Origin of the sequence: Vibrio sp. Vb1018 (assembly GCF_033338775.1) — a bacterium.
Classification (GTDB): domain Bacteria; phylum Pseudomonadota; class Gammaproteobacteria; order Enterobacterales; family Vibrionaceae; genus Vibrio; species Vibrio alginolyticus.
Window position 1 is genome coordinate 159,375 of the sequence record NZ_JAWOTI010000007.1, and the last position, 21,216, is coordinate 180,590.

Genomic DNA, 21,216 nt, shown 5'->3' on the forward strand with positions numbered 1-21,216 from the left:
AATCATCGAACTTAGGACATCATGTTCAAGAAATTCGAATGTATAAATCAGACACATAAAAAAAGCGCGACCCGATGAAGGTGTCGCGCTTAAGCCCGTCACAGGCTGAATTTATACACTAACGTGTAAACAAGATACCGCGTGAACGTCATTACCTAAAATGGTTGGCTTTGTCTTCGCACACTCTTCGGTTGCTTGTGGGCAACGAGTGCGGAATACACAACCCGACGGTGGGTTGATAGGTGAAGGAAGATCACCCTCTAGCATTTGGATTTTCTTATTGCGCTCAATATCCGGGTCCGGGATCGGAACCGCAGACATCAGCGCACGCGTATATGGGTGCTTAGGATCAGCAAACAGAGCCTCGGCCTCGCCAAGTTCCACGGCATTACCTAAATACATAACTAAAACGCGATCTGAAATGTGTTTAACGACAGACAAGTCATGCGCAATGAATACCAGAGAAAGCCCTAACTCTTTTTGAATCTCTTTAAGCAGGTTAACAACCTGAGCTTGAATAGATACATCAAGCGCCGATACTGGCTCGTCACAAATGATCATCTTAGGCTTAAGGATAAGCGCACGCGCTATCCCGATACGCTGACACTGACCACCCGAGAACTCGTGTGGGTAACGGTTAATCACGTTAGGTAATAGGCCAACTTTCGCCATCATCTCTTTAACGCGATCTTTCACTTCCTGCTTAGACAGTTCTGGATAGAATGTCTCAAGAGGTTCAGCAATGATATCACCAACAGTCATACGCGGATTCAGCGATGCCAATGGGTCTTGGAAAATCATCTGAATTTCTTTACGCGTCTCACGGCGCTGAACGCTTTTCATTTTAGTAAGGTCTTGACCCAACCAAACTACTTGGCCGTCAGTAGCTTCAACCAGACCAATGATGGCACGAGCAAACGTCGATTTACCACAACCTGATTCACCTACTACACCAAGCGTTTCCCCTTCGTATAGTCGAACGTTCACGCCATCTACCGCTTTCAGGCTCGAAGGCTTTGACCACGGCCATGCCGACTTTGAGGCAATGCTGAAGTGAACTTTCAGCTCAGAAATGTCCAGAATTAGTTTTTTGTCTACTGCGTTCATTTGTTCCAAGCCTCCCATTCAGAAAAACATGCACGCTGACGACCATCACCAAATGGTGTCAGAATTGGCGCCTCGCGCTTACAACGATCCATCACACGGTGACAGCGCTCTTGATAAGGGCAGCCCGGCGGTAGACGAAGCAAGTTTGGTGGATTACCAGGAATGGTCGGCAGAATTTCACCCTCAGTATCGAGGCGAGGAATCGCCTTCAGCAGCCCCTCCGCATAAGGATGGCTTGGATTGTAGAAAATTTCGTTTACGTTACCGTACTCCATAGTACGGCCTGCATACATCACCAGCACCTTGTCACACGAACCTGCAACCACACCAAGGTCGTGCGTGATCATGATGATCGCTGTGTTGAACTCAGATTTCAGCTCATTCAACAAGTCCATGATCTGTGCTTGTACCGTCACATCAAGTGCTGTTGTTGGCTCATCGGCAATAAGCAGTTTAGGACGACATAACAACGCCATCGCGATCATTACACGCTGACGCATACCGCCTGAAAACTCATGCGGGTACATCGTGATACGCTTACGCGCTTCAGGGATTTTTACCGCTTCCAGCATGCGTACTGATTCTTCAAATGCTTCCGCTTTGCCCATGCCTTTGTGCAGCATAAGCACTTCCATCAACTGATCACTCACTTTCATGTAAGGGTTCAGTGATGTCATTGGGTCTTGGAAGATCATTGCGATCTGTTCCGCACGCACTTTGTTCAGTTCTTTTTCTGGTAAGTTTAGGATTTCTTTGCCTTCAAACTTTGCGCTACCAGAAATAATACCGTTCTTAGCCAAAAGGCCCATGATTGCGAATACGGTTTGAGATTTACCTGATCCCGACTCTCCAACGATACCTAAGGTTTCGCCTTGGTTTAGAGAAAAGTTCAAATCGTTTACTGCGGTTACGATACCATCTTGCGTGGTGAATTCGACGCGCAGATCTTTGACATCTAATAAGCTCATCATTGCTTCCTTAATCTTATCTTTTAATTATCTGTCTTTTGGATCCAGCGCATCGCGCAGGCCGTCACCAACGTAGTTGAAGCAGAATAGCGTCACAACCATGAACACTGCTGGGAATGCCAGCTGCCAGATTGCTACTTCCATTGTCTGTGCACCTTCTTGTAGAAGAGCGCCCCAACTTGTCATTGGTTCCTGAACACCAAGACCAAGGAATGATAGGAATGATTCCGTTAGAATCATACTTGGGATAAGCAGCGTAGAGTATACCGCTACAATACCCAGTACGTTCGGTACGATATGACGAGTAATGATTTTCCAGTTGCTTACACCACACACATGTGCCGCTTCGATAAACTCCTTGCTACGTAGACTAAGAGTCTGACCACGTACGATACGCGCCATATCTAGCCATGCGATAGCACCAATCGCAACGAAGATCAGCATGATGTTACGACCGAAGAATGTTACCAGTACAATCACCAGGAACATAAACGGTACCGCGTATAAAATTTCTAGAATACGCATCATTACGCGGTCAACTTTACCGCCGATGAAACCAGATGCTGCGCCGTAGAGCGTACCAATCAGTACCGCTACAAATGCACCCATAACACCTACCATCAACGAAATACGACCTCCAATTAGCGTACGCACGTATAAATCACGGCCTAAGCTGTCAGTACCAAACCAATGGTCAGCATTCGGTGCAACGTGCATCGCGTACCAGTCAGTATCATCAAATGTGTACGGTGCGATCATTGGCAGGATAATAACCGCCAACGTCATTAGAACAAGAAGGAATAAGCTCACCATCGCCGCTTTGTTGCGCATGAAACGGATACGAGCATCTTGCCAAAGACTGCGACCTTCAATCTCCAAGTTTTCGGAGAATTTCTCAATCGCTTCTAGGTTTTCTTTTTTCGTTAACATAACCAAACGTCCCTGTTAGTAGCGAATTTTCGGGTCAATCATTGCAAGTAAAATATCTACAATCGCGTTGAATAGAATGAATAGGAAACCAATCAGAATGGTTACCCCCATTACTAGCGAGTAGTCACGGTTAAACGCAGCGTTAACGAATAGTTTACCAATACCAGGCAGACCAAAAATGGTTTCGATAACAACGGAACCGGTGATGATACCTACGAAAGCTGGACCCATGTAAGAAACAACAGGGAGAAGTGCCGGCTTAAGAGCGTGTTTGATAATGATATAACGGTAACTTAGACCTTTAGCACGTGCCGTACGAATAAAGTTACTGTTTAGGGTTTCGATCATCGAACCACGCGTGATACGAGCAAAGGTAGCAACATACAGTAGCGACATACCAATAACAGGAAGCACTAAATACTGCCAGCTACCATCTTGCCAACCGCCCGCAGGGAAGATATTCCAGTGAAGCGAGAATATGTAGATAAGCGCAGGCGCTAATACAAAGGATGGCATTACGACACCAAGCATCGCAGTCGACATAATGGTGTAATCAATCCAAGTATTTTGCTTGAGCGCAGCAATGGTACCGACGGTAACCCCCATTATCAAAGTAAAGATAAAGGCGATGAAGCCCACTTTAGCCGAAACAGGTAAGGCAACCGCGATCAGCTCGTTTACTGAGTAATCAAGGTATTTAAATGACGGTCCGAAATCACCTTGGATAACATTGGTCAAATACGTGGTGTATTGTTCAAATACAGGTTTATCCAAGCCATATTTAGCTTCGATATTTGCCATTACTTCGGGTGGCAATGGGCGCTCTGTCGAGAAAGGGTTTCCCGGTGCAAAGCGCATAAGAAAGAAAGATACGGTGATCAAAACCAACATTGTTGGGATCGCCTCAAATATCCTTTTTGCGATGAATTTAAGCATAAACTCACTCTTTCAGTCTGTGACAGTTAAATTAAAGAAGTCGTCCAATTCTTTTGGACTAAAGATAGGCGCTACATGCAATTTCTCACATGTAGAGCCTCATTTTTATAGTTCTATCGAGTTACGAATTACTCTGTGATGTAGAGATCTTTAGAGTAAATCTTGTCTTCCGCGTTATTTACTGGGAAGCCACCAACTTTCGGTGATAGTAGACGTGATTTCACGTACTGGTAGATAGGTGCGATTGGCATATCTTTTGCCATCAACTTCTCTGCTTCTAGGTAAAGTGCTTGGCGCTCTTCGTCAGAAGTTGAAGCAAATGCTTTGTTCATGATCGCATCGTACTCTTTGCTGTCGTAGTGAATACCACCAGTAGTGTTATTACTCATCATCAGCGTTAGGAAAGATGAAGCTTCGTTGTAGTCGCCACACCAACCTGCACGAGCAACCTCAAAGTTGCCAGAATCTTTGGTAGATAGATAAGTTTTCCACTCTTGGTTTTCTAGCGTAACGTCTAGACCAAGCGTCTTCTTCCACATTGAACCCAGTGCAACCGCAAGTTTCTTATGGTTCTCTGATGTATTGTATAGAAGGTTAAATTCAAGAGGGTTGTCTGCGCCGTAACCCGCTTCTTCCAATAGACGCGCAGCTTCTGCGTTACGCTCTTCTTGCGTCATTTTGCCGTATGCAGGAATTTCTGGGTTGAAACCTGCCGTAATTTCAGGTGTTAGGAAGTAAGCTGGCTTTTGACCTTGACCTAAAATCGCATCGGTCACAATGTTACGGTCAATCGCATAAGAAATCGCTTTACGCACACGAACATCATCAAACGGCTTTTTCTTCGTATTGAAGATGTAGTAGTAAGTACATAAGTTACCGGTTACAGACACTTCTTGTGGGTGCTCTTTCTTCAGACGCTTGAAGTGCTCTGTAGGCAGCTCATTCGTGAAGTCGATTTCACCCGCTAGGAAGCGGTTCATTTCCGCTACTTGGTTCTCGATTGGTAGGAAAGTAACTTGGTCAAGCGTTGTGTTTTCGTTGTCCCAGTACTGTTCATTACGTTTTAGAACCAAACGCTCGTTTACAACCCAGTTGTCAACAACATAAGCACCGTTACCTACAAAGTTCTCTGGCTTCGTCCATTGATCGCCGAACTTTTCAACAGTTGCTTGATGAACAGGTTTCACTGTCGTGTGGCCCATCATCATTACAAAATATGGTACTGCAGTATCTAACTCAACCACTAACGTGTGGTCGTCAACCGCTTTAACACCTAACTCGCTCTTATCTTTTTTACCCGCAACAATGTCTTTTGCGTTCTTCATCTTGGTGTATTCCATGTACCAAGCATATGGAGAGGCGGTTGCTGGATCGACTGCACGTTGGAAGCTGTAAACGAAATCACCTGCAGTGACAGGATCACCGTTTGACCATTTTGCGTCTTCACGTAAGTGGAAAGTGTATGTTTTGTTGTCTTCAGTTTCCCAAGATTCTGCAACACCAGGGATAGTGTTACCGTCCGCATCTTGGTTTACAAGGCCTTCAAGAAGATCGCGAATCACGTGGGATTCTGGAACACCTTGAGATTTATGAGGGTCTATTGTCGCAACTTCTGTACCGTTACCACGCACCAATTCTTGAACAGCAGCAAGTTTTGGCTCTTTAGAATCAGATTTAGCTTCAGGGGCTGGAGCCGGAGCAGGCTCAGCAGCTTGTTTCTCCGCAGGCTTTTCACCACAACCAGCTAGAGCGAGAGAAAGACCAGCACCAATAAATAAAGCGCGCGTGATTTTATTCTTATACATGCGTAAAACTCCAAATTTTTTCGTTAGCATCCATGACTTCTTTGTAAGGGCCTGGAACGGTCAGAGTTTTAGATTTTTTTAGTGCACTTTCTGAGCACAAAAGTCTAAAACCTTACAAAGACTGCGGCACACATTAGCAATCATTGAAGTAATTTGCCATAAAAATGTAGCAAAAAAACCAATAATGCTGACTAAACCACACATATCTAGCAGTAAACTCTAACCCCAAAGCATTCACCAGCCAAATAAAGACCAGAAGCGACATTTAACAGGCGAAACTTTCGATTAATCTGAGTTTAAACCATTTGCTAGCATCTTATGCTAGATATTTACACATCATTTAACATTTATGACAAATCAAGTCTAACAAATAATTGTTTATATATTGGGCAAAAAACTTTTATTGTGAAGAATATCACCAGACAAAAGATAGGAAATATTGAAACAAAGTGAGCAATACAATGAAGATAAATACAAAAAAAGCTAAGTACCATTAGCACTTAGCTTTTTTCACTAGAATGCGGGTTAGTTCTATTTTTCCCAACGCTGTGCAGCTTGATGATCGGTGTCGCGCGACTCAACCCAACGATCTTCATTCGTCGTACGCTCTTTTTTCCAAAATGGAGCTTGGGTTTTCAGATAATCCATGATGAACTCGCACGCATCAAATGCCGCGCCGCGGTGCGCACTGGAAACGCCCACAAATACAATTTGATCACCGCTATCCATGTCTCCGACGCGATGAATCACGCGTACACCTAATAGTGGCCAGCGAGACTCAGCTTGATCACAAATGTCGCTCAAGCTCTTCTCTGTCATCCCCGGATAGTGCTCTAGATGTAAACCAATGACATTATCCCCAAGGTTCATATCTCGAACTTTACCAACGAATGTAACGACAGCGCCGGCAGCCGTCCCTTCAGATAGACGTTGATATTCTTGCTCAACCGAAAAGTCTTCAATTTGTACAGAAACACGAGAATCCATCTTAACCCCCAGTTACCGGCGGGAAAAACGCCACTTCGTCACCTGCTTTTACTTGTGTATCCAGAGGGACGATGGATTGGTTCACTGCAGCAAGTAGCTTTCCTGGCTCGAGCGCTAAATCCCACTTGCCATCTTTCTTAGTGCCTTCTTCCACTAGATGTGCACGAATGGATTCAACCGTTTCAAACGGCCCGTCTAACTCGACACTGTCGATGCCAATCAGCTCGCGAGTTTGAGCAAAGAAAAGTACTTTAATCATGATTCCACCTTAAAGTGACCAGATTTACCACCCGTTTTCTCTAGTAGACGAACTTGACCAATGACCATGTCTTTTTGTACTGCTTTACACATATCGTAAATCGTTAGAGCAGCAACGGAAGCTGCCGTGAGCGCTTCCATTTCCACACCAGTTTTACCCGCAAGTTTACATACTGATTCGATGCGAACTTTGTTTTCTGCTTCGATAGCTTCCAGTTGAACTTCAACTTTAGAGAGTAGTAGCGGATGACAAAGTGGAATCAAATCCCAGGTTTTCTTCGCAGCTTGAATACCAGCAATACGAGCCGTCGCAAATACATCACCTTTGTGGTGCTGGCCAGAGACAATCAGTTGAAGTGTTTCTGGGGCCATGTGAACAAATGCTTCAGCACGAGCTTCACGAACCGTCTCCGTTTTTGCTGACACGTCAACCATGTTTGCTTCGCCAGAAGCATTGATATGTGTAAATTGGGTCATTGTTTTTCCTTCGCTTTTAGGAAAGGTTATACAGATAGGTGTGGCATGAAGTTACAAGGGCGATGACTTGCATCCAACTGCTGTTTAATAATTTTTGTCCAGCCTGTGCGGCACGCACCAGTTGAACCTGGCATTGCGAAGATCACGGTGTGGTTAGCAAAACCAGCAATCGCACGAGACTGAATCGTAGACGTACCGATCTCTTCGTACGACACCATACGGAACAACTCACCAAAACCTTCAACTTCTTTATCAAATAGAGGCTTAAGTGCTTCTGGCGTGCTATCACGTGAGGTGAAACCTGTACCACCAGTAATCATGATCGCTTGTACGCTTTCATCAGCAATCCATTGAGAAACAATCGCGCGGATCTTATACATGTCATCAATAACAATTTGCTTGTCTACTACGTTGTGACCCGCTTCTTGAGCATGCTCAGCTAGGTAACGACCAGAGGTATCGTTTTCTTCAGTACGAGTGTCAGATACCGTTAGAACGGCAATATTTGCAGGTTGGAATTTGCTTTCGGCGTGACCCATTTGTTCACCTATTCTCTTAATTAGCTTTGATACGCTTGGTATCGATTCGGAAAAAGTTAGAGCCAGCTTATCAGTGAACTCGCTCTAAAAATTGAATGAAGTTAGCCGCCGATAGACGCGAGGTGTGGCGTCATACCAGTATTGCCATCATGCAAGAAATGGCTTACCGACTTGGTTTGTAACTGCGCCTGGATACGTTCAATAAGCTCACTCTCTTGCTCATCACGTTCCAAAAGATCACGCAATTCTACACCGTGGTCTCCAAACAGACATAGGTGCAGCTTACCCATCGCAGAAACGCGCAGTCGGTTGCAGCTTTCACAAAAGTCTTTTTCATAAGGCATGATAAGACCTATTTCACCCTTGTAATCAGGATGAACAAATACTTGCGCAGGACCATCATTATGCGAGCGCACTTTCAGCAACCAACCATTTGCAATTAGCTGGTTACGAATTGCCACTCCGGATACATGGTGCTTATTAAATAGCTCATCCATCTCACCCGTTTGCATCAACTCAATGAAACGCAGTTGGATTGGACGATCTTTTATCCAGTTAAGAAACGCTGGCAGCTCGTGATGGTTCAGATCTTTCATCAACACCACATTAACTTTTACTTGCTCATAACCGACCTCGAACGCACGTTCGATACCATTCATGACTTCAGTAAACTTATTTTCACCTGTGATTTGATGAAACATACGCGGGTCAAGGCTATCCACACTGACATTAATGTGGGTTAAACCCGCTTCACGCCAGTCTGCGACTTGTTTTGCCATGCGGTAGCCATTGGTTGTCGTTGCAACTTTTTGAATGCCAGGCGTCGCCGCTACTGAATGGATAATGTCGGTAAAATCTTTGCGTAAGCTAGGCTCACCACCAGTGATGCGCACTTTTGACGTGCCACAATCAGCGAATGCTTTTACGACCCGTTTGATTTCAGGGAGAGATAAAAAAGACGAGTTTTTATTGCCCGAAGGCTTATAGCCATCAGGAAGGCAATAGGTACATTTGAAATTACATACGTCGGTCACAGACAGACGCAAGTAATAAAACTTACGATGAAATTTGTCTTCGAATTGTTGCGCCACGGAACACCTTTCCAAACACGGGAGGCATGGCCATTTCCAATCATGCCCTTGTGACAGTATGCCACTGGCTCAAAACGCTTATCCAAGGACTTAGCAATAGTGAGCTCGGAGTTATGGCAACCAGAGATATGAAATCTCTGATAGCTTTGCGGTGTAAAATACTTAATATTTGTAATGGAATCCAGACTTGAGTGATAAAAAACTCTCTAGAGACACAATTTACCGCTAAGTGAGTACCTTTAAGACACTCCTTAAGATAAATTGTAGCCGTTTTTTATTAGATTATTAGAAGAACATAATGAATATCTACACAGATAAAAAAGTGGTCGCTGTTGGCGGTGGTCATGGCTTAGGTCGAATGCTGGCCGCATTACGAGATTTTGGCAGCAATGCAACTGGGATTGTTGCCACGACTGACAATGGTGGTTCAACAGGAAGAATTCGTCACTGCCAAGGAGGAATCGCTTGGGGAGACACACGTAACTGTATTAATCAGCTCATTACAGAGCCTTCAATCAGTTCGATGATGTTTGAATATCGCTTCAAAGGCACTGGCGAACTTGATGGTCATAATCTTGGTAATTTGATGCTTACTGCACTCGATAACTTATCGGTCAGGCCTTTAGATGCCATTAATCTGATTCGCAATATGTTAAAAGTCGACGTTAACATCCTTCCTATGTCCGAACACCCTTCGGATCTTTCCGCGTTATCCGTAGATGGGAAGTGGGTTACGGGAGAAACAAATGTCGACGAAATGAAAGCAGACCTACGACGCTTGGACCTTTCACCAGAAGTGCCTGCCACCAAAGAAGCCATCACAGCTTTGGCGGAAGCGGACGCGATTATTCTTGGCCCTGGCAGTTTTTTAACCAGTATCATGCCTCCTTTATTGCTGCCTGAACTCGGCAAAGCGATTGCAGCAAACACAAAAGCAAAAGTCATTTTTGTTGCTAACCTGAGTCCAGAATACGGCCCAGCGGGACGAATGACGATGGCTCAAAAATTAGAATGGTGTGAACGTGCCTGTCAAGGAAGAAAAATAGACGTGGTTCTAGCAGAGAAAACCGAGCAAGACGTCTTAAGTCAATGGAATGTAGTGACGGAGTCACTCGCCTCCTCTAACCGAGACTGGCGTCACGATAGAAACAAGCTCAAACTAGCGATTGAAAATCAGCTACAACTTTCTATTTAAGAGCACGTTACCTGGTTAGCGCCCTCTTTTAAGGTGTTTATTGATAATGAAAACCCTTCTGTCATCGAAGGGTTTTAGTTCAGGCATCCAGTAAGAACAGATGTTTACTAAGAAAAAATGGTTAATAGGAATAAATAGTTACTGTCGCCAAGAGCGATAAGCATCTCGAGTTTCGTGCAAAAGATCGAACATAGCCTCTAACTCCTCAGACTCCGCAGTCAACTCACCGGCTTTCGCTTTTTTGTCTATGGACATAGCCAGTTCACAAAGGCGATCTGCCCCAAAGCTCGCAGCACTACTTTTCAACGCGTGGCTGATTTCTTTTGAGTAAGCTAATCGCTCTGCCCCCTGCAGTTGGGATAAGTTCTCGATATAGGTATCCATTTCTCCTAGGAAGATATCGAACAGTACAGGTACGTTGTCACTGCCAATTTCCATCGACAGTTCATCTATTTTTTGCTGATTTAATACATTTACACTCATACTTTTTGCCGCTCTTCCTTGCCGTTCCATGCCTGTAACTTGCGGTAAATCGTCGACGGACTGACATCAAGGTATCCCGCCGCTCGAGGAATATTGCCATCACATGCTTCAATCGCTTGCTCGATTGCCATTTTTTCCGTCATCCATAATGGCATAATCTCAGATGCGGTCATCGCTTTCGGCTCAATTAATTTAGCCACAGACGACGGACGGTCAAGCGGTTGATTCAACGGTGGCGGTAACATGTCCAACGTAATCTCTTTACCGTTGTTTAGAACAACGATATTGCGTAGCACGTTTTGTAACTGACGAACGTTACCCGGCCACTCATAGCTGTTGAATCGCTCGATGACATCAGGCGCAAAACGTATGAAGCTTTTTCCTTCTTCGTGTGACATGTAACCTAGCAGTGAGTATGCAATTTCAATAACATCTTCGCCTCGTTCGCGTAAAGGCGGTAAATGCAAAGGAATGACATACAAACGATAGTACAAATCTTCACGGAATCGACCTTCTTGTACCTCTTTCCAGGGATCACGGTTAGTGGCACAAACAAAGCGCACATCCACGCTCTTCATTTTTGAGGAACCCACTTTTTGGAATGTGCCCGTTTGAATAAATCGTAGCAACTTGGTTTGTAAATCCAAGTCCATCTCACAAAGCTCATCTAGAAAAAGTGTGCCGCCATCCGCTAACTCAGCTGCCCCTTGACGATCATTCGCAGCGCCAGTAAAGGCCCCTTTTACGTGACCAAACAGTTCACTCTCAATCAAATCTTTTGGAATTGCAGCACAGTTAATTGCAATAAAAGGTTTGTCACCACGTTTACTTGCTGCGTGAATAGCCTCGGCACATACCTCTTTACCAGTTCCACTTTCACCTGTGATAAAAATACTCGCTTTACTGCTCGCCGCTGAATCTATCGTACGGTAAACCTGCTGCATGGTTTGGCTACTGCCGATAAACCCCTGATAGCTCTGATTGCCTGGATTATCGGCTTCATTTTTTAGCTTGGTCGCTTTACGAATTGCATTGTTAACCGTGACACGTAAACGGTCTGCTTCACACGGTTTAATTAGAAAGTCTTGTGAGCCATGACGCATGGCCTCGACAGCGGTATCGATAGAACCGTGAGCGGTCATAAAAATTATAGGTACGTCGGGATGACTCTTTTTAACGGCATGTAAAACGTCCATCCCCGTCATATCTGGCAGACGGAGATCGAGTAAAATAAGATCTGGAATTCGATGATTTAGGCTCTCAATGGCATCCCTACCTGTGCCGACAATATTGATATCTATGCCAAGCGGTGTCAGGTATGAGCGGTACAGAGCCGCAACAGATGCGGTGTCCTCGACCATTAAAAGGTAACGAGACTTTGGGCCTTCGGGTTTTTGTTGCATAACCTAGCTATTATTTTGTTGTGTTTTAAACAATAATCGCATTACGCTTTGCATTTTGCAAATAACATTAGCTAAATTATGGGCAAAGGAAAAAATTCAAAAATAATATCAATTATTTAAAAAGTGGCACAAACCATGCTGTAACGATAGTGACCCCTCGGGTCACCTAGCCAACTGACGTTGTTAGTGAACGATATGTTCACAAAACAAGCCAATAGACCCGACTGCCTATTGGCTTCTTTTTTTACAAGCGACCTAAAATGCTTGGATAGTTAAATCGGTAAGTTTGTTCAACTATTTGCGATGAACTGCGCTCGTAGTTTTTCAATCTCGTCACGCTTTTGTGCCGCTAACTCAAATTCTAAATCTTGCGCATGCTGATACATCGCTGCCTCCAGTCGATTGATTTCTTTTTCTAGCTGCTGAGGGGACAGTGCCTCGTAAGTTTGCGAAGGCTCCGCCACTTTCGATAATGGTACCTGTTTAGTGTTACGCTGGCGTTTAGACTTAGTGATATCGCCAAGTTCCATGATGTCTTTGATATTTCGTTTGAGCGCTTGTGGCGAAATACCCATTTCTTCGTTGTACGCTTCCTGCTTCTCGCGACGACGGTTAGTTTCATCCATCGCCTTTTTCATTGAGTTGGTGATTCGGTCAGCGTATAAAATCGCCTTACCTTCGATGTTTCGTGCAGCACGACCAATGGTCTGAATGAGTGAGCGTTCAGACCGCAAGAAGCCCTCTTTATCCGCATCCAAAATTGCAACTAACGAGACCTCTGGCATATCCAGGCCCTCTCTCAATAAGTTTATTCCCACCAGCACGTCAAATTCCCCAAGACGAAGGTCACGGATAATTTCCACACGCTCAACAGTATCAATGTCTGAGTGTAAATAACGTACCTTAACATCATGTTCGTGAAGGTATTCGGTGAGATCTTCAGCCATTCGTTTGGTCAGTGTTGTAACCAGAACTCGTTCATCTTTAGCAGCGCGAATACGGATCTCAGACAATAGGTCGTCGACTTGGGTCGCTACTGGGCGAACTTCCAACTCAGGGTCAAGCAAGCCTGTTGGACGAACGACTTGATCCGCCACATCACCCGCCGATTTTTCTAGTTCGTAATTTCCGGGCGTAGCAGAGACGAAAATCGTTTGTGGCGCTAGTGCTTCAAACTCCTCAAACTTCAGTGGACGATTATCCAAAGCTGAAGGTAACCGGAAACCAAACTCCACCAGCGTTTCTTTACGCGAACGGTCACCTTTATACATGGCACCTATCTGCGGTACTGTCACGTGAGATTCATCGATGATCAACAAGCCATCATGAGGTAAGTAGTCAAACAGGGTTGGTGGCGGCTCACCTTCCGAGCGTCCACTGAGATAACGAGAATAGTTTTCGATACCGGAGCAAAAGCCCAACTCATTCATCATTTCGATATCGAATTGAGTGCGCTGGCTAATTCGCTGCTCTTCCAGTAGCTTGTTGTTATCTAGAAGCTGCTTTTTGCGCACTTCTAGTTCGACTTTAATATTTTCAATCGCTTCAAGAATGCGATCTCTTGGCGTGACATAGTGCGTCTTGGGATAGATGGTATAGCGCGGCAAGTCTCGTTGTTTGACCACGCCTGTCAATGGGTCGAACACACTGATGCAATCCACCTCATCGTCAAACATCTCAACGCGCACAGCGTCTTGGTCTGATTCGGCTGGGAAGATGTCAATCACTTCACCTCGAACACGGAATTGGCCACGCTCAAATGCAACGTCATTGCGCGAGTATTGGAGCTCCGCTAGGCGACGAAGCATATCACGCTGATCAATCACATCTCCACGTCGCAAATGAAGCATCATTTGTAAGTAGGATTCCGGATCACCCAAACCATAGATAGCTGAAACCGAAGCAACGATAATAGCGTCTTTCCGTTCCAATAAAGCTTTAGTGGCAGACAGTCGCATTTGCTCAATGTGGGCGTTAACCGAAGCGTCCTTTTCAATGAAAGTATCTGTTGTGGGAACGTACGCTTCAGGTTGGTAGTAATCGTAGTAAGAAACAAAATACTCAACCGCATTATTAGGAAAGAATGACTTCATCTCACCATATAACTGAGCAGCAAGCGTTTTGTTTGGCGCAAGTAATATTGCAGGTCGTTGGGCTTGAGCAATCACATTCGCTAGTGTGAAGGTTTTACCTGAGCCTGTGACCCCCAACAAGGTTTGATGTGCTAGCCCAGCATCGAGCCCCTCAAGCAACTGATTGATCGCTCCTGGTTGATCGCCCGACGGCTGATAATCGGAGACCAATTCATAGACTTTACTCATACCCTTCCTCAATTTTACTGCGCTTTGGCTGTATATATATACACCTTAGCTAATGAAATCTACGTCTATCGAGAATTTAACCATCATTGTTAATAAATTTTCTTGTTTGTCTAGAATGCTATAGCCATACAAAAGTGACTCTGATATAGTACTTCGCCCTAGTTGAAGAGCTACACACATTCTTCACATTATAGTTTCCACAACTTTTCCCCAAAAATTAGCTTAAAACTTTCTTATCCCCAAAAGATTGATTTTTATCCACTTTGAATGCCTTTTGATTAACATCGATAAATCTCTGTTTTATTTGCTTATTTTACGCATAACTCTGACTAAAAATTCATTAAATAAAAACTTAGTTGCATATCAACTTTCTTTACCCAGATCTCATCAACATACTTATCCACAAATTTAGTGGATAACTAACCTCGAGCCTTTACTGGCAAGCCATACAGAAAAGTAAAGCCCTTAACTCAATATTTTTTGCTAAAAATGTATTTTTTTACTGTTGACAGTAGTTTGAGTGCTCGGTAAGATTCGTCCCGCTTTCAAGCAAAGCAATTCCTCCTTAGCTCAGTTGGTAGAGCGACGGACTGTTAATCCGCAGGTCGCTGGTTCGAGCCCAGCAGGAGGAGCCAGATTATAGAAAAGCCGTGTCGCAAGACACGGCTTTTTTTGTATCTTAATCGCCAGGAAATCTAAGCCAATCTAGGCGCCATAAAATCACACCGAAATAAGTTCAAATTACAGAACTCATAACATTGTCATAGATAGTGTTCTCACAGCACCACACATTTAATTCTGTCTCTTTTCTAGCAAAACACAATCGTAAATAGTTGAATCTATTATTAATGCAATTTAATCATTAAAAAAATGAAAAGCATTCATTTTACTCATAATAAATAAATCCATACGATTAAAAGGGTTAAGAATGGTTCCGTCCTACTCGTCGCCTCCATTCTAATTATCAATAACTTAGGGATTTACTTATGACTATTCCGACAACTGACATGCTAGATGCATGGGCTGGATTTACTGCTGGTGAATGGCAAAACTCTGTCAACACTCGTGACTTCATCCAAAAAAACTATACACCCTATGAGGGAGACGAGTCTTTCTTAGCCGAGGTTAGCAAATCCACTTCAGCATTATGGAACCAAGTGCTTGAAGGCATAAAACAAGAAAGCCGCACACACGCCCCTATTGATTTTGACACAGACTTGCCCTCAACAATCACTTCCCACGATGCAGGCTACATCAACAAAGATCTGGAAAAGATCGTTGGCTTACAAACTGATCAACCGCTAAAACGTGCAATCATCGCCAATGGCGGGATTCGCATGGTAAAAAACTCGTGCGAAGTTTATGGCCGCGAATTGGATCCAACGGTTGAAAAAATCTTCACTGAATACCGTAAAACTCACAACAAAGCGTGTTTCGACCTTTACACCAAAGAAATTCTAGCCTGTCGTAAATCCGGCATCATCACGGGCCTTCCTGATGCTTATGGCCGTGGTCGTATCATTGGTGACTATCGCCGTCTCGCCCTATACGGTATCGACTTCTTAAAAGCAGACAAAAAAGAACAATACAATTCAACACAAACGTTCTTAGAACAAGGCAACGATCTTGAGAAAACACTTCGTCTTCGCGAAGAAATAGCCGATCAAGTTCAAGCACTTGAAGACATTCGTCAAATGGGTCTGAAATACGGCATTGATATGTCGCTACCTGCAAAAACAGCACAAGAAGCGATCCAATTTACCTACTTTGGCTACCTAGCGGCGGTTAAATCGCAAAACGGCGCAGCAATGTCACTGGGCCGTACTTCGACTTTCCTAGACGTCTATCTAGAGCGCGATATCGCAAACGATTTGATTGATGAATCACAAGCGCAAGAAATGATTGACCACTTCATCATGAAGCTACGCATGGTTCGCTTCCTACGCACACCAGAATACGATTCATTGTTTTCTGGCGACCCAATCTGGGCAACCGAAGCCATGGCAGGTATGGGTGTTGATGGCCGTACACTAGTGTCTAAAACGACATTCCGATACTTACATACGCTACATACTATGGGCCCTGCTCCTGAACCAAATATGACGATTCTTTGGTCAGAGCAATTGCCTGAAGCGTTCAAACAATATGCTGCAAAAGTGTCGATTGATACCTCTTCGGTTCAATACGAAAACGACGATCTAATGCGTCCTGATTTCGACAATGACGACTACGCGATTGCCTGTTGTGTGAGCCCGCAGGTTGTTGGTCAGCACATGCAATTCTTTGGTGCACGTGCCAACCTTGCAAAAGCACTGCTTTACACCATCAATGGTGGTATCGATGAAAAATCGAAAGCGCAAGTGGGTCCGGTAGTGGACAAAGTTCAAGATGAAATTCTCGACTTTGACGCTTTGATGCCTCGTTTCGACAATATGTTGGAGTGGCTAGCAACGCAATACGTCACAGCGTTGAACATCATCCATTATTCGCATGACCGTTACAGCTACGAAGCATCACTGATGGCATTGATGGATCGCGACGTGCACCGCACGATGGCGTGTGGTATTGCAGGTCTGTCTGTTGTTGCAGACTCTTTAGCAGCAATTAAATACGCAACCGTGAAACCCGTTCGTGATGAAGATGGCATCGCCGTTGATTTTAAAATCGAAGGTGATTATCCAAAATTTGGTAACAATGATGCCCGTGTTGATGACATCGCTTGTGATCTGGTTGAGCGCTTCATGAAGAAAATTCAGAAGATGCACACCTACCGCGAAGCAGTGCCAACTCAATCTATCCTAACGATCACATCTAACGTGGTTTACGGCAAAAAAACGGGTAATACACCAGATGGCCGTCGCGCAGGTATGCCTTTTGGGCCGGGTGCAAACCCAATGCACGGTCGTGATGAAAAAGGGGCGGTTGCGTCTTTGGCATCGGTATCTAAACTGCCGTTTGCTTACGCGAAAGATGGTATTTCTTACACCTTCTCAATTGTGCCTAACGCACTGGGTAAAGATGAATTAAGTCAGAAGAAAAACCTAGCCGCGCTAATGGATGGTTACTTCCATCACGAAGCAAGCAACGAGGGCATTGCGATTGAAGGTGGTCAACACCTTAACGTCAACGTTCTGGACCGAGAGATGTTATTGGATGCGGTTGAACATCCAGAGAAATACCCTCAGTTGACGATTCGAGTGTCTGGTTATGCGGTACGTTTTAACTCTCTAACGACAGAGCAACAGCAAGACGTCATCACTCGTACCTTCACAAGTAAGATATAAACACAGTCCATCAAGCACTCAGAAAGTTTAAATAATTAGCTTGTAAATATGCGTTGCCCGCCTCTCTTTTCTACCTGGAAGAGGCGGGCTTTTTTTAAAATCACACATTAGATGAAAATTAATAGGTAGTATCCTCTCGCTAACAATACATTCAGCAAACGATTCAATTTCTTATTGATTCATCAAAATAGATCAAATAGACGACTATTTTTCCATCGTGTATGTAAAACCACATCGTTCACTGGTTGTTATTGGTGTCACAAAACACGATAATATCAAGATCGGATTTTAAGAACGTAATAACTATGACCGAATATATTTTGTTGTTGGTCGGCACTGTGCTGGTGAACAACTTTGTACTGGTGAAGTTTTTGGGCCTATGTCCTTTCATGGGCGTGTCCAAAAAACTGGAAACAGCAATAGGTATGGGCTTAGCGACAACTTTTGTGCTAACGCTCGCGTCAGTGTGTGCGTATTTAGTGGAAAGCTACATCCTTCGTCCACTGGGTATTGAGTACCTTCGAACCATGAGTTTTATTTTGGTGATAGCCGTTGTGGTGCAGTTCACCGAAATGGTTGTGCACAAAACCAGCCCGACGCTTTATCGCTTGCTTGGCATTTTCTTACCGCTGATCACAACAAACTGCGCAGTATTGGGCGTGGCACTTCTTAACATTAATGAAAACCATAACTTTATTGAATCGATCATCTACGGCTTCGGCGCCGCTGTTGGTTTCTCATTGGTGTTGATACTTTTTGCATCCATGCGAGAGCGCATAGCCGCCGCCGACGTTCCTGTACCTTTTAAAGGTGCATCAATAGCAATGATTACAGCAGGTTTAATGTCACTCGCCTTTATGGGCTTTACAGGTTTGGTGAAGTAAGCGATGAGTACGATTTTAATTGCGATTATCGCGTTAGCGGTTCTGGCTGCGATTTTCGGCGCGATACTTGGTTTTGCTTCTATTCGCTTTAAAGTTGAAGCGGACCCTATTGTGGATCAAATCGACGCCATTTTACCGCAAACTCAATGCGGTCAATGTGGCTACCCTGGTTGCCGTCCTTATGCTGAAGCAATTGCAAATGGCGACCACATCAACAAATGTCCCCCTGGAGGCCAGGCAACAATCGAAAAGCTAGCCGACTTAATGGGTGTTGAGCCAGAAGAATCTGCGCACGATCTCGACAGCAAAATTCCAACCGTTGCGTTTATTCATGAAGACATGTGTATTGGCTGCACTAAGTGTATTCAGGCGTGTCCGGTGGATGCAATTGTAGGCGGAACAAAGGCGGTCCATACCGTAATCAAAGACGAATGTACGGGCTGTGACTTGTGTGTTGCCCCATGTCCGACTGATTGTATTGAAATGATTCCTGTGGCAACGACCACAGAAAGCTGGAAGTGGCAACTTCACTCCATTCCGGTACTTAACATTACGGATGCTGCCGACAATGCAGCGAACGTGAAAGATTCAATTAAGTAAGGTTTCACATGTTGTCTTTGATTGAACAAATTCGTACAGGCGCGCTTTGGGATTTCCCAGGTGGTGTGCATCCGGCAGAAAATAAAAAGCAGTCCAACAAAACTGAACTCGCTCATGCGGCTATCCCGTCAGAAATTGTATTGCCGCTAAAACAGCACATTGGTAAAGCGGGTAACCTACTGGTTGCCGAAGGTGACTACGTATTAAAAGGTCAGCCATTAACGCAATCGGAGACCGGCTTTACGGTTCCAGTGCATGCTCCAACATCAGGTACGCTCACCGCGATTGAGCCACGAACTGTCGCGCACCCTTCTGGGTTAAGTGAGTTGTGCGCAGTCATCACGCCTGATGGGAAAGATGCATGGTGTGAAAGAAACCCCGTCGCAGATTACCAACAAGAAACCCCTGACGCACTGATTGATATTATTCGTCTCGCTGGTATTTCTGGTATGGGTGGCGCAGGCTTCCCTACTGCAAAAAAAATCCAATCAGGTTTTGCTCGTACCGAGATTCTTATCGTTAATGCAGCAGAGTGCGAGCCATACATCACGTCTGATGACAAGCTCATGCAAGAACATGCCGAAGAGCTTATTCAAGGTATCGAAATTGTCGAACATATCCTGACACCAAAGCTCACGATTATTGGCATTGAAGACAACAAGCCAGAAGCAATCAAAGCGCTAGAAGCTGCGGCTATAAACAAAGATATCGTTATTCGCGTTATCCCGACTAAATACCCTTCTGGCGGTGAAAAACAGCTGATCAAAATTTTAACCAATAAAGAAGTACCAAGTGGCGCGATTCCAGCCGATATTGGTATTTTGGTTCAGAATGTTGGTTCTCTTTACGCTATAAAACGCGCAGTCATCGACGGTGAACCGATGATAAAGCGCATCGTGACTCTCACTGGTAAAACCTTCAAACAACCACGCAACGTTTGGGCATTGTTAGGGACACCAGTACAAGCACTGTTGGATGAGTTTGGCTATAAAGCAGATAAGAAGTTACAGCGTTTAATTATGGGTGGGCCAATGATGGGCTTTACCCTTCCTCACTCCCAAGTGCCGATTACCAAGACAGCAAACTGTATCCTTGCTCCGACTCGTCGTGAGATCTCTCCGCACCAGTATGAGATGGAATGTATTCGCTGTAGCCAATGTGCCGAAGCGTGCCCTGCTTCGCTGCTGCCTCAACAACTGCAATGGCATGCAAAAGCTGAAGAGTATGACAAACTCGAAGAATTAAACTTAAAGGATTGTATCGAGTGCGGCGCTTGTGCGTTTGTATGTCCAAGTGAAATTCCGCTCGTACAGTACTACCGTCAAGCGAAAGCAGAAATTCGAACTAGAACACAAGAAGCGGAAGCTGCAGAGCGAGCAAAACTGCGTTTTGAAGAGAAAAAAGCGCGTATGGAACGCGAAAAAGCAGAACGTGAAAATCGCTTCAAGAAAGCTGCCGATCAGCGCCGTAAAGAGATGAAGTCTTCTGGCGGCGATGATGCGATAGCAGCAGCAATCGCACGAGTGAAAGCTCAAAAGACAGAAACCACTGAAAAAGCAGAGCCAGCAGTAAAACCAGCCGTAGCGGCAGCCATTGCCAAAGCGAAGGCTAAACAAGCGGCAGCAGCTAAAGCAGGCTCTAGTGAACCTGATAACTCAGAAATGGCAAAACTGCGCGAAGAACGCAAACGTCTTGCTCGCGAACGTAAAGCGCAAAAAGAACAAGGCGAAACGCCAGACAATAACGCTGATGATAAAAAATCGGCAGTTGCGGCCGCCATCGCCCGAGCTAAAGCGAAAAAAGCACAACAAGAAGATTCAACTGAATCTGTAGAATCGGAAACGTCTGCACAGCAAGACAGCGATCCGAAGAAAGCCGCAGTTGCCGCTGCAATTGCTCGAGCCAAAGCGCGCAAAGCGAAGCAAGCAGACTCAACCGAAGCGGAAGA

The 21,216-nt window shown here is 44.7% G+C and carries 18 protein-coding genes, 1 tRNA gene and 1 riboswitch; of the genes, 6 read left to right on the top strand and 13 right to left on the bottom strand.

Translation table 11 applies throughout. The features are described 5' to 3' along the window. Positions 1-111: 111 nt before the first annotated feature. The 10 genes from oppF to moaA form a co-directional block, all read right to left on the bottom strand. Positions 112-1,125: a murein tripeptide/oligopeptide ABC transporter ATP binding protein OppF gene (gene oppF, locus R7Z10_RS10035; protein ID WP_005387265.1), complete on the bottom strand. Its 1,014-nt coding sequence runs from the start codon at positions 1,123-1,125 to the stop codon at positions 112-114. Then, positions 1,104-2,075, bottom strand: coding sequence for an ABC transporter ATP-binding protein (locus R7Z10_RS10040; RefSeq protein WP_005380792.1), 972 nt, complete (start codon positions 2,073-2,075; stop codon positions 1,104-1,106). The genes oppF and R7Z10_RS10040 overlap by 22 nt, the downstream gene beginning before the upstream one ends. Before the next feature lie 27 nt (positions 2,076-2,102). Beyond that, a complete protein-coding gene (oppC, locus tag R7Z10_RS10045; protein WP_017633861.1) occupies positions 2,103-3,005 on the bottom strand; it encodes an oligopeptide ABC transporter permease OppC in 903 nt (300 codons plus the stop codon). A 15-nt stretch (positions 3,006-3,020) separates the two neighbouring features. Next, positions 3,021-3,941, bottom strand: coding sequence for an oligopeptide ABC transporter permease OppB (gene oppB / locus R7Z10_RS10050; protein ID WP_005380786.1), 921 nt, complete (start codon positions 3,939-3,941; stop codon positions 3,021-3,023). A 128-nt stretch (positions 3,942-4,069) separates the two neighbouring features. Next, on the bottom strand, positions 4,070-5,746 hold the full coding sequence (locus R7Z10_RS10055; RefSeq protein WP_017633862.1) for an ABC transporter substrate-binding protein: 1,677 nt from the start codon (positions 5,744-5,746) through the stop codon (positions 4,070-4,072). A gap of 531 nt (positions 5,747-6,277) precedes the next feature. After that, positions 6,278-6,733, bottom strand: coding sequence for a molybdopterin synthase catalytic subunit MoaE (gene moaE, locus R7Z10_RS10060; protein WP_017821374.1), 456 nt, complete (start codon positions 6,731-6,733; stop codon positions 6,278-6,280). 1 nt (position 6,734) lies between these two features. Beyond that, positions 6,735-6,992 carry a molybdopterin synthase sulfur carrier subunit gene (moaD, locus tag R7Z10_RS10065; RefSeq protein ID WP_005388938.1) on the bottom strand — a complete coding sequence of 86 codons (258 nt, stop codon included), beginning with the start codon at positions 6,990-6,992 and terminating at the stop codon, positions 6,735-6,737. Further along, complete coding sequence (gene moaC / locus R7Z10_RS10070) at positions 6,989-7,468, bottom strand: cyclic pyranopterin monophosphate synthase MoaC (protein ID WP_005380779.1); 480 nt, start codon at positions 7,466-7,468, stop codon at positions 6,989-6,991. Before moaC ends, moaD begins: the two co-directional genes overlap by 4 nt. Positions 7,469-7,494: 26 nt before the next feature. After that, positions 7,495-8,007 carry a molybdenum cofactor biosynthesis protein B gene (gene moaB / locus R7Z10_RS10075; RefSeq protein WP_005388935.1) on the bottom strand — a complete coding sequence of 171 codons (513 nt, stop codon included), beginning with the start codon at positions 8,005-8,007 and terminating at the stop codon, positions 7,495-7,497. A 101-nt stretch (positions 8,008-8,108) separates the two neighbouring features. Further along, positions 8,109-9,098: a GTP 3',8-cyclase MoaA gene (gene moaA / locus R7Z10_RS10080; RefSeq protein ID WP_017636052.1), complete on the bottom strand. Its 990-nt coding sequence runs from the start codon at positions 9,096-9,098 to the stop codon at positions 8,109-8,111. Continuing rightward, positions 9,087-9,221, bottom strand: a riboswitch (molybdenum cofactor riboswitch). Its footprint overlaps the gene before it by 12 nt. A gap of 175 nt (positions 9,222-9,396) precedes the next feature. Here moaA and R7Z10_RS10085 point away from each other — a divergent pair. Next, positions 9,397-10,293 (top strand): YvcK family protein, encoded by an 897-nt coding sequence (locus R7Z10_RS10085; protein ID WP_005388931.1) that lies wholly within the window; start codon positions 9,397-9,399, stop codon positions 10,291-10,293. A gap of 138 nt (positions 10,294-10,431) precedes the next feature. Here the strand turns inward: R7Z10_RS10085 and luxU are convergent, their stop codons facing one another. From luxU to uvrB, 3 genes are all read right to left on the bottom strand, one after another. Continuing rightward, on the bottom strand, positions 10,432-10,776 hold the full coding sequence (luxU, locus tag R7Z10_RS10090; protein WP_017636054.1) for a quorum-sensing phosphorelay protein LuxU: 345 nt from the start codon (positions 10,774-10,776) through the stop codon (positions 10,432-10,434). After that, a complete protein-coding gene (gene luxO, locus R7Z10_RS10095; protein WP_005380768.1) occupies positions 10,773-12,179 on the bottom strand; it encodes a quorum-sensing sigma-54 dependent transcriptional regulator LuxO in 1,407 nt (468 codons plus the stop codon). The genes luxU and luxO overlap by 4 nt, the downstream gene beginning before the upstream one ends. Before the next feature lie 290 nt (positions 12,180-12,469). After that, positions 12,470-14,500 carry an excinuclease ABC subunit UvrB gene (uvrB, locus tag R7Z10_RS10100; RefSeq protein WP_318104790.1) on the bottom strand — a complete coding sequence of 677 codons (2,031 nt, stop codon included), beginning with the start codon at positions 14,498-14,500 and terminating at the stop codon, positions 12,470-12,472. 559 nt (positions 14,501-15,059) lie between these two features. Here uvrB and R7Z10_RS10105 point away from each other — a divergent pair. From R7Z10_RS10105 to rsxC, 5 genes are all read left to right on the top strand, one after another. Beyond that, a tRNA-Asn gene (locus R7Z10_RS10105) sits at positions 15,060-15,135 on the top strand. 351 nt (positions 15,136-15,486) lie between these two features. Continuing rightward, positions 15,487-17,784 carry a formate C-acetyltransferase gene (gene pflB / locus R7Z10_RS10110; protein ID WP_213896234.1) on the top strand — a complete coding sequence of 766 codons (2,298 nt, stop codon included), beginning with the start codon at positions 15,487-15,489 and terminating at the stop codon, positions 17,782-17,784. Positions 17,785-18,089: 305 nt separating this feature from the next. Next, a complete protein-coding gene (gene rsxA / locus R7Z10_RS10115) occupies positions 18,090-18,668 on the top strand; it encodes an electron transport complex subunit RsxA (protein ID WP_042523119.1) in 579 nt (192 codons plus the stop codon). A gap of 3 nt (positions 18,669-18,671) precedes the next feature. Further along, positions 18,672-19,268, top strand: a complete 597-nt coding sequence (gene rsxB / locus R7Z10_RS10120) for an electron transport complex subunit RsxB (protein ID WP_005380760.1) — start codon at positions 18,672-18,674, stop codon at positions 19,266-19,268. Positions 19,269-19,276: 8 nt separating this feature from the next. Then, the coding region (rsxC, locus tag R7Z10_RS10125) for an electron transport complex subunit RsxC (RefSeq protein WP_318104792.1) at positions 19,277-21,216 on the top strand (1,940 nt) is incomplete at its 3' end.